The sequence below is a fragment of the Hymenobacter citatus genome (genome assembly GCF_014333615.1).
Classification (GTDB): Bacteria; Bacteroidota; Bacteroidia; order Cytophagales; family Hymenobacteraceae; genus Hymenobacter; species Hymenobacter citatus.
Map to the genome: position 1 here is coordinate 24,907 of NZ_JACSCY010000006.1, position 15,530 is coordinate 40,436.

The window sequence follows — 15,530 nt, forward strand, 5'->3', positions numbered from 1 at the left end:
AGGATGACAGCCGTATTCACCACTCACTACTCACTACTCACTACTCACCATCTCACCACCCATGACCATCCGTAACCGCTTGACCCTCTTATTTCTGAGCATGGTGGCCGTTATTCTGGCGGTGGCTCTCACGGTGGCGTATGTGCTACAGGTGCGCTACTCGCAGCGGGAGTTTCGGCAGCGCCTGCGCGACCGGGCCGAGGTGACGGGCTATATCTTTCTGGAGCAGGATGAAATGCGGGCCGGGGCCTTTCGCTTGTTTCAGAAGCGCTATTTGCAAGCCTTGAACAACGAGGTATTGCAGATTTATGACTCCAACCACCAGGTGCGTTTTTTGGAGGAAGACGAAAGCATTACGCTATCCGATAAGCTACTGGCCCGCATTGTGGTGGATGGCGAAATGTATTTTACCATCGGACCGCGGCAAGCCATTGGGATGTTCTACCACGACAACCAGGGCGACTACATTATAGTAGCCGCCGCCGAGAACAAGCTGGGCAAAGCCCGCCAGCAAAACCTTGCCCTCATTTTGGCGCTGACCTTTGTAGGCAGCCTGGCGGTTATCTACGTGGCCGGGCGCATCTTTGCGGGGCGGGTACTGGCGCCCATTGCCGCCGTCAACGACCAAGTGGACCGCATCACGGCCCGCGACCTGCATTTGCGGCTGGACGAAGGACAAGGCCACGAGCAGGACGAAATTACCCGTCTGGCTACCACCTTTAACCGGATGCTCACGCGCCTGGAGGACAGCTTTGAGGCGCAGCGTACGTTTGTCAGCAATGCTTCGCACGAGCTGCGCACTCCGCTCACGGCCACCATTGGCGAGGTGCAGGTGCTGCTGAAGCGCGACCGGACACCGGCCGAGTACCGCGAGGCGCTGGCCTCGGTGCTAGCCGAGCTGCAACAGCTAAAAACCCTGTTTAATGACTTGCTGGAGCTAACGCAGGCAGAAGCGAGCAGCCCCCACCCCGACGATATTCGTCTGGACGAGCTGATCTGGGAGGCCCGCGAAGCTCTGTTGCCTGAGTGGCGGCGACGCGTACACATTCACCTAGAAGCCCTACCCGCCGAGCCCGAAGCTCTGGAAATCAAAGGCAACCGGCAGCTGCTTACCCGCGCCCTGATCAACCTGCTGGACAACGCCCTGAAATACTCGGGCGAGGCACCCGTGGACGTCACGTTTCGCTACGCCAGCGAGGCAATCCGCATCAGGATTCAGGACCAGGGCATGGGCATTGCCGAAAAGGACCTGGCCAACATCTTTCAACCCTTTTTTCGGGCGGCCAACGCGCGGGGTGTGGTGGGCCACGGGGTAGGGCTGCCTCTGGCTCGTAAGATTATTGAGCTGCACCAGGGGCAGCTCCACATCACCTCTACCTTGCACGAAGGCACGCTGGCGGAAGTGCAGTTTTCTACGGGCAACCCAACTCAACGTTTTGATAAGCAAGGCCCTACCCGATAATACTCTGTTTTACAAGAGCTTCCTACTACCTAGTGTAGCGCTACGTGGGTGAGTGGCGAGGCTTGCTTCTGCAACCACAGGCAGGCCGTGGCTACATCATCGAACGTAGTTACGATGATTGGCTTCACGTGAATCAGGATATGCTCCGTGGCGTCGCGGTTGGCAAACAGCCGGGGATACACCCACGCGATGTGTCGCAGCCCGGCCCCTACCAGCTCCTGCAACCACCATGGGTCCCAGGTCGACAGATCGGCGGAGGTGCTGCTGATGGAAGAGGTGTCGTTTAGCATTTTGCTGCTGGGCTGCTGCCGTAAAGCATCCAACAGCAACAAGCCCGCTGCCTGAGTCGATTCCTGCGTGTGCACGCCCTGCCATTCGGCGTAGAGCCACTGGTTGATTTCGTCGTAGTAAATGGATATACCCGGCGTGGTGACAATCAGACGAAGCGGCATGAGCAAGAGCAATTAGCACTGGTAAGAACGTACTGATAGTCAGTGTGAGCTGACGAAGCTACTGAATAGAATGAAACTTAACGGACCAGCACTATAATTATTCCTATGAATTATAATTCTCTCTTATTTTATTTTACTGATTTTCAATTACTTATTTAAATATTAAGATTTCTAATCCGTTTCTAATCCAACTCTAACATCGGCCTAATACCGTCGGAGTACACTTGCATATCCAATTATCAGAACCGGATATGTCTCGCTTTCACTCGCTGCTGTTTTTTCTGTTGTTGCTGATTGGCACTAGCCACGCCGCCCCTCTCCTACCCACGGCGGCCGTGCCCGATACAGCCCAACTTACGCTACCCGAAGCCGAGCAGCGCTTCACTCAAAACAACCTGCTGCTGCTGGCCCAGCGCTACAATGTGTCGGCGGCGCAGGCGCAGATTCTGCAGGCCCGGCTTTGGGACAACCCTACCCTCTCGCTGGAGCAAAACACCTACAACCCCAACACGCGGCGTGCCTTCGACGTGACGCGCCGGGGCGAAAGCATTGTGCAGGTGCAGCAGCTGTTTGCCATTGCCGGACGCCGCAAAGCTGCCGCCAACGTGGCCCAGCAAAATGCTCTGGTAGAGCAGTTCAACCTGGAAGATTTGCTGCGCAACCTCAACTACCAGCTGCGCACCACCTTCTTCGATCTGTACTACAAGCAGCAAACCGTTAGCACCTACAACACCGAAATCAGCTCGTTTCAGCGGACGCTGACGGCTTACCAGAACCAGTATGATAAGGGCAACATTGCTCTGAAAGAGGTGATTCGGCTGCGGGCTTTCCTATTTGACCTACAATCGGAGCGGCAGGCGCTGCTCTCGGAAATTGCCTCGCAGGAGTCGGATCTGCGGATTTTGTTGCGCGAGTCATCGGGTACGTACTACCGCCCCGCCGTCAACGATACCCGGTTGCAGGCCTTGTCGCTCACGGGCTTCTCGGAAGAGCAGCTGGCCGACACCGCCCAAGTGGCCCGTGCCGACCTGCGCGCCCGCCAGGCCGACGTGGAGCAGCAAAACCAGAACCTGCGCCTGCAACGCGCCCTGGCCGCCCCCGACCTGGCCCTGGGCTACGTGTACGACCGCGCTGGCAGCTACATCCAGAACTACAATGCCCTGACGCTGGGCGTGGCCGTGCCCATTTTCAACCGCAACCAGGGCAATATCCGCACGGCGCAGGCCCAGATTGAGCAGAGCCGCGCCCAGCGCGACCAGCAGCTGCTCACGGTGCGCAACGACGTGCAGGAGGCCTGGCGCCAGGCCCAGCAAACCGATGCGCTTTACCAGACGGCCACCCGCAACATCAGCGACTTTTCGCGCCTGATTCAGGGCATCGAGCAGAGCTACGCCAAGCGCAACATCACCATCGTGGAGTTTCTGGATTTCTACGAGAGCTACAAGAACAACATCGTGCAGCTCAACCAGTTGCGCGCCGCCCGCCTGCGGGCGTTCGAGGCGCTTAATTTCTCGGTAGGGCGCCCGGTATTCAACGTCGAATAGCCTTGGGTTTTTGGTTGGTGGTTTTCGCTTGCGGAATCTCTTACTAAACAAGGCAACAAAAACCCAATATCGGCAACCAACAACAAAGGCCTAAAATCAACAACAAAAAACCAGCAACTAACCATATGAACCGCCTCCTTTTTCCTACCCTTTTTGTCCTCACGCTGGCGGGCTGCTCCGGTCACGACGAAGCCGAACAGCCGCACAAAGCCGAGGCGGGTTTCTCGCTGTCGGACCAGATGTTGCAGGAGCTGAAGATTGACACGGTGCACGCCGAGCCCGTGCGCGACGAGCTGCTGCTAACCGGCCAGATTGCCTCCGACGGCGACAAAACCGTGAAGGTGTACCCGCTGGTGGGCGGCGTGGTGGAGCAGTTGAGCGTGGAGCTGGGCGACCACGTGACCAAGGGGCAAGTACTGGCCGTGATTCGCAGCGGTGAAATTGCCGACCTGCAAAACCAGTCCTCTACGGCCGGCTCCGACCTGGACATTGCCCGCAAAAACCTGCAAGTGGCCGAGGATCAGTTTGCCGATGGCCTAGCCTCGGAGCGCGATGTGACCCTGGCCCGCCAGGAGCTGCGCAAGGCCCAGAGCAACGTGGGCAAATCGCGCAAGCAGCTGAATGTCTACGGTGTATCGGCCGACGGCACCTACACGCTACGGGCGCCGATTTCGGGCTTCATCACGGAGAAAAACGTGACTGATCACATGCAGTTCAACGCCGATAACGTGGGCAACCTGTTCACAGTCAGCAACCTGGATGATGTGTGGATTATGGCCAACGTGTTTGAGTCGGACATTGCCAAGGTGCACGAAGGCTACACGGCCCAGGTAACTACCCTCTCCTACCCCGACAAGGTGTTCACCGGCAAAATCGACAAGGTGTTCAACGTGCTCGACCCCGACTCGAAGGTGATGAAGGTGCGCGTGCGCCTGCCCAATCCCGGCTACCTGCTCAAGCCCGAGATGTACGCCCAGATCAAGGTGGAAAACACCCAAAACGAGAAGATGCTGGCCGTGCCCGCGCAGTGCGTGGTCTTCGACAAGGACCGCAACTTCGTGCTGGTGTTCAAGGACCGCAGCCACATCGAAACCCGCGAGGTGAAAGTGGCCAAAACGGTAGGCGACACCAGCTACGTGGAATCGGGCCTGCACGACGGCGAGCGAATCATCGCCCAAAACCAGCTATTGGTATACGACGAGTTGAATGATTAACGCGGGAACGTCATGCTGAGCATGTTGCGCATCAAGCAAGGGACGCAGCGAAGTCGAAGCATCTCGCGTGCCGCGCTAACCTCAACCGTCAGGAAATTACCGGGCGCACGCGAGATGCTTCGACTCCGCTGCGCTCAGCATGACTGCCTAAAATAAGTCCCCAAGATCCCAACATGAACAAGTTCATCCAAGGCATCATTGCCTTTTCGCTGAAGAACCGCGGCTTCATCTTTTTGCTGACGCTGCTGGCCATTGTGGCCGGGGTGGTGAGCTACCGCAACACGCCCATTGAGGCATTTCCGGACGTCACGAACACCGAAATTACCATCATCACGCAGTGGCCCGGCCGCTCGGCCGAGGAGATTGAGAAGTTTGTGACGGCCCCGGTGGAAATTGCCCTGAACCCGGTGCAGAAGAAAACCAGCATCCGCAGCACTACCCTCTTCGGGTTGTCGGTGGTGAAGGTGATTTTCGATGACGGCGTGGACGATGCCTTCGCCCGCGTGCAGGTCAACAACATGCTGCAAGACGTAGACCTGCCCGAAGGCGTGGACCCCGAGGTGCAGCCGCCCTACGGCCCTACCGGCGAAATCTTCCGCTACACCCTCGACAGCAAAAGCAAAACCGTGCGCGAGCTGAAAACCCTGCAAGACTGGGTGATTGAGCGTAACCTGAAAGCCGTACCCGGCGTGGCCGACGTGAACAGCTTTGGCGGCGAGGTGAAGGATTACGAAATCAGCGTGAACCCCAGCAAGCTCCAGGATTTCGGCATCTCGCCGCTGGACCTCTACAACGCCATTCAGCGCAGCAACATCAACGTGGGCGGCGACGTGATAAACGCCGGCCAGCAGAACTTTGTGGTGCGCGGCATCGGCCTACTCAACAACATTTCCGACATCAACAACACCGTTATCAAGAACGTGAACGGGGTAGGGATTCTGGTGAAGGATGTGGCCATCGTGCACGAGTCGGCCCTACCCAAGCTGGGCAAGGTAGGCCGCAACTACGACGACAACATGGTGGAAGGCATTGTGGTGATGCGCAAGGGCGAAAACCCCTCACAGGTGATTGCCGCCCTCAAAGCCAAGGTGACCGAGCTGAACGAGAAAATCCTCCCCTCCGACGTGAAGATCAAGACCTTCTACGACCGGCAGCAACTCATCGACTTCTCCACCGAAACTGTGATTCACAACCTGCTGGAAGGCATTATTCTGGTCACGGTTATCGTGTTCGTGTTCATGGCCGACTGGCGCACCACGGTGATTGTGTCGGTGATTATTCCGCTGGCGTTGCTGTTTGCCTTCATCTGCCTGCGGCTGAAGGGCATGAGTGCCAACCTGCTCTCGATGGGCGCCATCGACTTCGGTATCATCATCGATGGGGCCGTGGTGATGGTGGAAGGGCTCTTTGTGGCCCTCGACCATAAAGCCCACGAGGTAGGGATGGAGCGCTTCAACAAGCTCTCGAAGCTGGGCCTGATTAAGAAGTCGGGCCGGGAGATGGGCAAGTCGATTTTCTTCGCCAAGGCCATCATTATCACGGCCCTCCTACCCATCTTTTCCTTCGAGAAGGTAGAAGGCAAGGTGTTTTCGCCCCTGGCTTGGACGCTCGGCTTTGCCCTGCTTGGGGCGCTCATTTTCACGCTGACGCTGGTGCCGGTGCTAGCTTCGCTGCTGCTCAAAAAGAACGTGCGCGAGAAGGACAACTTCTTCGTGCGCGGCATCAACCGCGGGGCGCAGCGCTTTTTCGCCTTCACCTACGCTCGCAAAACGGCCAGCTTAGTGGTGGCTGCGGTGGTGGTAGTGGTGGGCATGGGCGCGTTCCACTTCCTGGGCTCGGAGTTCCTACCCGAGCTGAACGAAGGCTCTATCTATGTGCGGGCGCAGCTGCCGCTGAGCATTTCGCTGGACGAATCGAATAAGCTTTGCAACGAGATGCGGCGGGTGTTCCTGAGCTTTCCGGAGGTAGGCGATGTGGTGAGCCAGACCGGCCGCCCCAACGACGGCACCGACCCCACGGGCTTCTACAACAACGAGTTTCTGGTGCAGCTGAAGCACACGCCCGAGGTAGAGGCCGAGATGAAGCACAAGGACAAGCGCGAGGCCCTGATTGAGCACATGAAGGAGAAGCTGGCCCGCTTCCCCGGCGTCGATTTCAACTTCTCCCAGCCCATCACCGACAACGTGGAAGAAGCCGCTTCGGGCGTGAAAGGCTCTATTGCCGTGAAAATCTACGGCACCGACCTGAAGCTAATGGAAGCCAAAGCCCGCCAGGTCTACGACGTGCTCAAGGACATCAAAGGCATCGACGACCTGGGCGCGTTGCGCAACATCGGACAGCCCGAGCTGCACGTGGAGCTGGACGAGCGGCGCATGGCCCAGTACGGCGTGAGCAAAGCCGACGCCAACGCAGTGCTGGAAATGGCCGTGGGCGGCAAGCAGGCCACCCAGATGTACGAGGGCGAGCGGAAATTCCCGATTGTGGTGCGCTACGAGGAAGGCTTCCGCCAGTCGCCTACCCAGATTGCGGCCCTGATGGTGCCCACCATGAACGGCAACAGCGTGCCGCTGTCGGAAATTGCCACCGTCTCGGACGTAAACGGCCCCTCGCTCATCTACCGCGACGACAACAAGCGCTTCTCGGCCGTGAAGTTCTCTATCCGCGGCCGCGACATGGGTAGCACCATCGAGGAAGCCCAGCGCAAGGTAGATGCCGTGGTGAGCCTACCCAAAGGCTACAGCATGAAGTGGACCGGCGACTTTGAAAACCAGCGCCGCGCCACCCAGCGCCTCACGCAGGTGGTGCCCATCTCGCTGGCGCTGATTTTCTTCATCCTGTTCATCCTGTTCGGCAACCTGAAAGACGCCGGGTTGGTACTCCTGAATGTACCGTTTGCCATCATCGGCGGCATTGCCATGCTGCTCATCACGCACACCAACTTCAGCATCTCGGCCGGTATTGGCTTCATTGCCCTGTTCGGTATCTGTATCCAGAATGGCGTGATTCTGATTTCGGTGTTCAAGCAGAACATGCTGAAAAAGATGAGCCTCGACGACAGCATCCACGAAGGCGTGACCAGCCGCGTGCGCCCCGTAGTGATGACGGCCCTGATGGCCACCATCGGCCTGATGCCGGCGGCTATCAGCACCGGCATCGGCTCCGAAACCTCGAAGCCCCTGGCGATTGTGGTGATTGGTGGTCTGATTACGGGCACCATCCTCACGCTGTTCATCTTCCCGCTGGTGTTTGAGCGCGCCTACCGCGCCGAGCACACCCACTACGGCGACGACCCGGCGCTGCGCCAGCACAGCCACAAGCCCGTGCTGGTGGGGGCATAAAGTCCACTAATAACACGAAACCCCAGCACCGGAAGGCGCTGGGGTTTCGTGTTATTGGGCGGTAATGAGCTATTCGCCGCTGGGTACGGGTAGGGCCGTGCCTACGGCCACGGGCGTGCCAAAATCGGGCATGCCGTCGCTTTTCCAGGTGAAGGGTTGCATGCGGGGCGTGCGTGAGTTGCTGCACCCCTGGCCCGTCATGGGGTTGGCGTGGTAGATTATCCAATCCTGGGTGCCGTCTTTCGATTTGAAGAAGCCGTTGTGGCCGGGGCCGTATGCCTGGTTGGCGGGGTTCTTCGTGAAAACCGGGGTAGCCGTTTTAGTCCAGGAATCGGGCTTGAGCGGGTCGGCGGTGCTGGAGGCCGTGAGTAGGCCCAAGGCGTAATCGTCGGTGCTGCAATGGCTGGCCGAATACACGATGAAGGTTTTGTCGCCGTGGTGCAGGGCTTCGGGTCCTTCGTTTACGAAGGGGTAGCCGGTTTTTTCCCAGCCGTAGGTAGGCTGCGAAATCTCCACCCGCTCGCCGGCGAGGGCCGTGGGGCTGCGCATTTTGGCGATGTACAGGCGCTGGGTTTCGTTTTCTACCCCACCGCCAAAGTCCTTGTGGCCCGACCAGATAAAGTAGCGCTGGCCGTTTTGTTCTAGCACGGTGCCATCAATGGCCCACTTATCGTCGGAGGTGGCTACTTTGCCTACCAACGTCCAGGTGCCGGTGGTAGGGTCGGCGGCGGAGTTTTCCAGCACCCAGGTGCGGTGGCCGCCGCAGCACATGGGGTCGGCGCTGAAGTACACGTACCACTTACCGTCGAAGAAATAGATTTCCGGCGCCCAAATGTCGCGGTAGCTGCCGTTGGGCGTCCAAATCACCTTTTCTGGGGCCGAGCCTACCTCCGACATCTTCGCGGTTTTGCGCAGGCGCAGGTCGCCGCCGGAGGTGCTCATGTAGTAATAGAAACCGTCTTTCTGATACACCCACGGATCGGGGCCAGAATTGAGCAGCGGGTTTTTGAAGGTAGCCGCTCCGGTAGTAGGCGGCGTAACGGGCGGGAGGATAGGCGGCGCAGGCGCAGGGTCCGACGACGAACCGCCCCCGCAGGCCAGGACGACCAGCAACATACCAGTCACCAGCAACCGACGAGTAAGAATAGCTGCGAACATAGAAAAGAAGATAGAAGGATGGAGTAGAAAAAAGCCGCCGCACCGTGGCAGGCGCGGCGGCTCTCTGTGTTACTATTGCCAGCCGGGATTTTGCGTTAGACCAGCCGCGTCGATATCAACTTGCGGGATGGGTAGCAGGTTGCTCTTGCCAACTACAAAGTTGTTGAAATCGGCATCGCGGGCTTTCAGCTGATCCACTGTGCTCTGGCTATTCAGCAGGTTCCAGCGCTTTAAATCAAACCAACGCAGTCCTTCGCCGGTCAGTTCGGTTACGCGCTCGTGCATAATCTGCGTGCGTAAGCTAGTCTGGTCGAAGCTGCCGCTTGTGAGCGGCGCCAGGGTAGCGCGGCTCCGCACGCGGTTGATTAGCGGAATGGCGTTAGCGGTCTGACCTTGCTCGTTCAGGGCTTCGGCTTGCAACAGCAGCACATCGGCAAAGCGCATCACGCGGTGGTTGATGGGCGAGTCGAAGTTCTCGAAATTACGATAGTAGTCGGTCTGGTACTTGCGCCAGTACACGCGGGTAAGGTTGCGCCTATCGTTTTTGTCATAGCGCGTGAAGAACCCTACCCCATACACCAGCGTGTCGCCATCAACTGGTAGGGCAGTAGAGAATTGGCGTCGATTATAGAATACAGTAGCGGCCAAGCGCGGGTCGCGGGTACCAGCCGTAGTCCCTTCCTTCAGAAATTCCGTTACCACCCAGGGCCGTACCTCCCCATCTACGAAACCGCCGGCATCGGGCGCACCCCAGAACTGGGACCGTTGCCCTCCCTCCGACGAGGTAGCGTCGTCGCCGTCGTTGCCGCCTTGCTTGGCGTCGGAGAACTGCACCTCAAAAATAGATTCTGAGTTGTTCTCCGTTGTGTGCCGGAAGTTGTCGGTGTAGGTATTAGTGAGTGAGTACTGATTGGAATTAATCACCTCCGCAAACTGGGCCGATGCATCGGCCCAGCGGCGGTTTTGCATATAGGCTTTGCCCAGCAGTGTAGCCGCTGCGTTGCGGGTAGCCCGGCCAATATCTGTACCGGTATACGAAACATCGAGGTCGGGTTTGGCGGCTAGCAGGTCGGCGTACACCTGGTTCCATACGGCCTCTTCGGTACCCTGGGTAGGCCGGTAATCCAGCGTGGAGGGCTCCAGCGCCAGGGGCACATTGCCATAGAGCGATACCAGATTGAAGTAGAACAAAGCGCGCAGGAAACGGGCTTCAGCAATTACCCGTGCTTTCAGCTTTGCATCCATCTCAATGGCGGGCACATTGGTAATCACTTGGTTGCAGCGCCAGATAGCGCGGTAACCGTCGCGCCACAGGTTCTGCGACACCTCAAAGTTGTAGTTAACCTGCGTGAACTTGGTGAAGTCGGCCAGTTCGCCCCAGGGGCTCTGGCTGAAGCCATCGTCAGAGCGCAGATCATAAGCAAAATTGTACCAGCGGCGGTAGGTACCCAGTTGTTGCAGGCCGCTATAGCAGGCATTCACGCCCTGCACGGCATCGGCACTGGTAGCCCAAAAGGAGGCTGTGGTCGGCTGGTTAGGGTTTACCTGTTCAAGCAGGTCTTTTTCGCAGGCAGTGGTTAGCAGTAAGGTGCTCGCCAGCGCGGTTATTTTAAAGAAAGGATATTTCATGACAAAGTAGAGGCGAATAGGAATGAAACGACGCGCTTAGAAGCCCAGCTGGATGCCGGCCGTGTAGGAGCGCACCACGGGGTAGGTACCATCGTCGATGCCACGGGCCAGGCTGCCGCCACCCGGCGTTTCGGGGTCGTAGCCACTGTACTTGGTGATGGTGAAGACGTTCTGGCCCGTTAGGTACACGCGCACGCTACCGATGCCTTTCACCTTGTTCAATGCCGTTTGGGGCACGTTGTAGCCAATTTGCAAGTTTTTCAGGCGTAGGTAGGAGCCGTTTTCCAACCAGCGCGTGGAGTTGATGCGTGAGTTGTTGGCAGCCGAGTAGGCACCAGCACCGCCGCCGCCCGATTTCACTGCACGCGGGGTATTGGTGGGGTTTTCGGGCGTCCAGGGGTTGTAGTCTGTGCGATAGTTGCTGTTGTCGTCGCCGCGGTCTACCCACCATTTTCCTACGTTGAGCACATCGTTGCCCTGCACACCCTGAAACAGCGCGGCAATATCAAAATTCGCGTAGCCCGCAGTGAGGTTTACGCCGTACTGAATTTTTGGAAATACCCGCCCTACGTGCACACGATCGAGGTCGTTGATGATGCCGTCGTTGTTGATGTCGCGGTAGCGAGCATCGCCGGGTGAGGCTTCTGGCTGGGCGCTGGCCGCCACTTCGTCAGCCGTCTGAAACACACCGTCGTACTGATACAGGTAGAAGGAGCCTATTTCGTAGCCCACCTCGGTGCGGGCCGCCCCGTTCGGGCCGGCCTGATAAATCTGCCCATTACCACCTAGCTGCTCCACCCGGTTGCGAATGGTCGTCAGGTTGGCCGATGCGCCATACGTGAATGCACTGCGCGTATCGGAATAGCCTACGTTAAGTTCAAAACCGCTGTTCTCCAGACGACCAATACGCTGGTAGGGGTCGGTGCCGGCATTGCCCAGGAAAATTGGGGGCACCGGGTTTACCAACGCCTGCCGCGTTTGGGCAACGTAGTAGTCAGCCGAGAGTGTCAGTCGATCCTCCAGCAAGCCCATATCCAAACCTACGTTGGTGGTGCGGCGCTCTTCCCAGCCAATGCGCAAGCTGGGCAGCTGGGTCTGAATCTTTCCGTTTACGATGGTTTGGGTAGGCCCGAATGGGTAGTTTACGTTGGTGTTGATAGCCGCCGTAGTGAGGTAGGAAGCACCGTAAGGGCCATTCAACTGGTCGTTGCCGAGGGAGCCGTAGCTGGCGCGCAGCTTCAGATTGCTGATGCTACTGCCGATGTTTTCGAAGAAATGCTCCTTGGAAATACGCCAGCCCGCCGAAGCGGCGTAGAAGTTACCGTATCTGTTGGCCGGGTCGAAGCGGGAAGAACCGTCGCGGCGGTAGGCACCCGTCAGCAGGTAGCGCTGGTCGTAATCATAGGTAACCTGCCCAAAGTAAGAGCGCTTGGTGAAGGTGTATTGATTGCCCTCCACTGCCGGATTCTGCGTACCCGCTTCCAATGCCCAGTAATAGGTAGGCCCTGTACCGTAGCCATAGTTGATACCACGCGTCAGGCTGTAGTCGGTGCGCTGCTCGGAATAGCCAGCCACGGCCGTTACGTTGTGCAGGCCAAAGCTCTTGTCAAACGTCAGCGTATTTTCTGCCAAGCCGAAGAAGCGGCTACCCTGGTTTTCGGCAAAGCTAGATGGGTTCAGCGGGTCGTTTTGCCGCCACTGCCCATACTGCCGCTTGGCCTGGTCATGAAACGCGTAGTAGTCAGTAGCCAGGTTGAGGCGGTAGCGCAGGAAATTGGTAAACGAAAACTCCCCGAAAACACTACCCTGCAAGTGATTTTGGGTATTGGTATCGTTCAGCAGGTTTTGCAGCGCAATAGGGTTGGTGCCAAAGGTGCTGGCATTGGTATTGCCGAAGCCATAGCCTCCGGGGTTGTCCTCATTATATACGGGAATCACGGGCAGCATCCGCAGCACGTCGTTGAACGGCACGCCATTCAGGCGGGTTTGGTTGGCCCGCGTGAGTAGCAGGCTCTCCCCTACCTTCAGCTTACCTTTGGTAAAGCCCGAATTAACGCGCAGGCTGTACCGCTCGAACTTTGGCCCTTCAATGATGCCTTTCTGGTTGAAATACCCAGCTGAAATCAGGAAGTTGGAGTTAGGACCGCCACCCGAAAAACCCAGGTCGTAGTTCTGCACGGAACCGTGCTGCAGCAACTCCTTTTGCCAATCCGTATTCACGCCGTTGTCGGTAGCAGCGAAAGGCTGCCGCGCTAGGCCGGCGTTGTCGTAAGACTGATTGTTGATTTCGCGCCACCGGTCGGCTCCTACTAGGTCGTAGGTTCGGCCAATCACCTGCGGACCACCCGAGGCACTCAGGTTCACCTTCGTCTCGCCCGAGCGCCCGCGCCGGGTAGTGATGATGATAACGCCATTTGCGCCACTGGCCCCATAGGCCGCCAGCGAGGCCGCATCCTTCAGCACCTGTACAGTTTCTACATCCTGTGGGTTGAAGTCGCGAATGTCGAACGTCCACAAGCCATCTACCACATACAATGGGCTGCTGCCGTTGTTGATGGAGCCAATACCCCGAATATTCACCGTGGGGCTCTGGCCGGGTACGCCCGAGTTCGTTACCTGCACACCCGGCAAGCGTCCCTGAATGGCTTCCGTTACGGTGGCTACCGGTGCGCGGCGTACTTCTGTGCCCGTAGTAGTGGCCACGGAGCCCGTTACATCCTCGCGCTTCTGCGTGAGGTAGCCGACTACCACCACGTCGTTCAGTGTCTGGGCATCAGGCTTCAGCGAAACGTCGATACTCGTACGACCACTCACGGCCACCTCCTGGCTGGTGTAGCCTACGAAGGAGAAAACCACGGTGGCGTTGTCGGGTACCGTTAGGGTATAGCGGCCATCGGTATCCGTCTGGGCGCCGTTGGAGGTACCTTTTACAACTACGTTCACACCGGGCAGGCCCGTGCCCGTTTCATCTACTACCCGGCCCGAAATGGTTATATCGGCTACCATAACGTGGCGCAGTGGTATGCGCGGAGCGGGCGGCGCTGCGGCCGCCAACGTCATTGGCAAGCAGCAGAGTAGCGAGGGTAGCGCTATCTGATGCAGGTAACGTACGTTTTTTTTCATGATGAATAAGAAAAGGGAAGTGGGAATGGGAAAACTTCTTGCAAACGTTTGCTTGTAAAGCAGTCAATAAAATATTCGCAAACGTTTGCACATACGCTGAAAAAAAAGGCCCTATAGCACAAAACAGCGTCTTAGCAACGGGAATTTACCAAGACACAGCATAACCGGAAGAGCTTCTAAACTCCGGTTTGTGCGAAAGAGCAGACGCAATTTTAGAGGTTTACTACGCTAAAGTCAACATTTTACGCTGAATAATCATAATTCGAATAATCTTTCCTGTTTCAAACAAAGCAGTAGTTGGTTCGTAAATCATTATTGACAAAAGACTTATCCACTCACAAAAACTATTTGCCATCAATCAGACAAACGTTTGCGCAAATTTTGTTCTTTTGCACTAGTTCTTCTGTTCTCCTTACCTATCTATCATATGCTTTCAGCCACTGTTGCGGCCGCTTTCCGGCAACACTTCTCTGCTACCCCACTGCTAGTTCGGGCCCCAGGCCGAGTCAATCTGATTGGGGAACATACCGACTACAACAACGGCTTTGTGCTGCCAGCCGCCATTGACAAAGAAATTTGCTTTGCCGTGGCGCTGAATGACCAACTGGAGGCGCGCTTGTATTCCGTGGATCAGGATGAGCATTATGTAGTGGACCTGAAAGAGGTACAGCCGGGCAAAACGCAGTGGGCCAACTATCTGAAAGGCGTGGTGGCCGGGTTTCAACAACGGGGCGTTACGGTGCCGGGCTTCGATTGTGCTTTTGGCGGCAACGTGCCTATCGGAGCCGGCTTGTCGTCGTCGGCGGCGGTAGAGTGCGGGCTGGCGTTTGCGCTGAACGAGTTGCTGGGCGCGGGCTTCAGCCGCATGGAGCTAGCCCTGATCGGGCAGCAAGCCGAGCACCAGTTTGCCGGTGTGCGCTCCGGCCTGATGGATCAGTTTGCCAGCCTGTTTGGCAAGGCCGACCACGTGGTGCGCCTCGACTGCCGCTCGCTGGACTATGAGTATTTTCCCTTCGATACGGCCACTTGCCACATCGTGCTCTGCAACTCCGGCGTGAAACACTCCCTGGCCAGCTCGGAGTACAACACCCGCCGCCAGGAATGTGAGAAAGGCGTGCAAATCTTGCAGCAGTACTACCCCAAGGTGGAAAGCCTGCGCGACGCTACCCTGGCCCAACTAGATGAGCACCGCGAGGAGCTGGGCGACGTGGTATACCGCCGCTGCTCCTATGTAGTGCGCGAAAACCAACGCGTAGAAATTGCCTGCCAGCACCTGACGCAGGGTGATTTGGCCGCCTTCGGGCAGCAGATGTATGCCTCGCATGCCGGCCTGCGCGACGACTACGAAGTGAGCTGCCCCGAACTGGATGTGCTGGTGGAAATTGCCCGCGAGACGCCCGGCATCCTGGGCTCGCGTATGATGGGCGGCGGCTTCGGCGGCTGCACCATCAACCTGGTGCCCACGGAGCTGGTGGACAGCTTCTGCGAGCGGGCCGCCGCCGAGTACCAGAGTCGCCTGGGCTTGCACCTGGAGACGTATAAAACCTCTATTGTGGCCGGCGTGGAGGCCTTACCGGCTGTGACAGCTGGCTTGCAGAGTTAGCCGTTGG

The 15,530-nt window shown here is 57.7% G+C and carries 9 protein-coding genes; 5 read left to right on the forward strand and 4 right to left on the reverse strand.

Annotation, left to right across the window (positions count from 1 at the left end):
* The first annotated feature begins 61 nt into the window (after window positions 1–61).
* Window positions 62–1,462, forward strand: coding sequence for a sensor histidine kinase (locus tag H8B15_RS09795; protein ID WP_187319508.1), 1,401 nt, complete (start codon window positions 62–64; stop codon window positions 1,460–1,462).
* Between the two features lie 29 nt (window positions 1,463–1,491).
* Here the strand turns inward: H8B15_RS09795 and H8B15_RS09800 are convergent, their stop codons facing one another.
* The gene (locus H8B15_RS09800) at window positions 1,492–1,914 is read right to left on the reverse strand and encodes a hypothetical protein (protein WP_187319509.1); all 423 of its coding nucleotides are present in this window, start codon (window positions 1,912–1,914) and stop codon (window positions 1,492–1,494) included.
* Between the two features lie 251 nt (window positions 1,915–2,165).
* Between H8B15_RS09800 and H8B15_RS09805 the strand changes: the two genes are divergently transcribed.
* From H8B15_RS09805 to H8B15_RS09815, 3 genes are all read left to right on the forward strand, one after another.
* A complete protein-coding gene (locus tag H8B15_RS09805) occupies window positions 2,166–3,458 on the forward strand; it encodes a TolC family protein (RefSeq protein WP_187319510.1) in 1,293 nt (430 codons plus the stop codon).
* Window positions 3,459–3,583: 125 nt separating this feature from the next.
* Window positions 3,584–4,672 (forward strand): efflux RND transporter periplasmic adaptor subunit, encoded by a 1,089-nt coding sequence (locus H8B15_RS09810; RefSeq protein WP_187319511.1) that lies wholly within the window; start codon window positions 3,584–3,586, stop codon window positions 4,670–4,672.
* 173 nt (window positions 4,673–4,845) lie between these two features.
* Window positions 4,846–8,010, forward strand: a complete 3,165-nt coding sequence (locus H8B15_RS09815; protein ID WP_187319512.1) for an efflux RND transporter permease subunit — start codon at window positions 4,846–4,848, stop codon at window positions 8,008–8,010.
* Between the two features lie 69 nt (window positions 8,011–8,079).
* Here the strand turns inward: H8B15_RS09815 and H8B15_RS09820 are convergent, their stop codons facing one another.
* The 3 genes from H8B15_RS09820 to H8B15_RS09830 all read right to left on the reverse strand — a co-directional run bounded on the left by H8B15_RS09820 (window position 8,080) and on the right by H8B15_RS09830 (window position 13,920).
* The gene (locus tag H8B15_RS09820; protein WP_246455376.1) at window positions 8,080–9,168 is read right to left on the reverse strand and encodes a glycoside hydrolase family 43 protein; all 1,089 of its coding nucleotides are present in this window, start codon (window positions 9,166–9,168) and stop codon (window positions 8,080–8,082) included.
* A gap of 72 nt (window positions 9,169–9,240) precedes the next feature.
* The gene (locus tag H8B15_RS09825; RefSeq protein WP_187319513.1) at window positions 9,241–10,797 is read right to left on the reverse strand and encodes a RagB/SusD family nutrient uptake outer membrane protein; all 1,557 of its coding nucleotides are present in this window, start codon (window positions 10,795–10,797) and stop codon (window positions 9,241–9,243) included.
* Window positions 10,798–10,833: 36 nt separating this feature from the next.
* Complete coding sequence (locus tag H8B15_RS09830; protein ID WP_187319514.1) at window positions 10,834–13,920, reverse strand: SusC/RagA family TonB-linked outer membrane protein; 3,087 nt, start codon at window positions 13,918–13,920, stop codon at window positions 10,834–10,836.
* 427 nt (window positions 13,921–14,347) lie between these two features.
* Between H8B15_RS09830 and galK the strand changes: the two genes are divergently transcribed.
* On the forward strand, window positions 14,348–15,523 hold the full coding sequence (gene galK / locus H8B15_RS09835; protein ID WP_187319515.1) for a galactokinase: 1,176 nt from the start codon (window positions 14,348–14,350) through the stop codon (window positions 15,521–15,523).
* The last annotated feature ends 7 nt before the right edge of the window (window positions 15,524–15,530 follow it).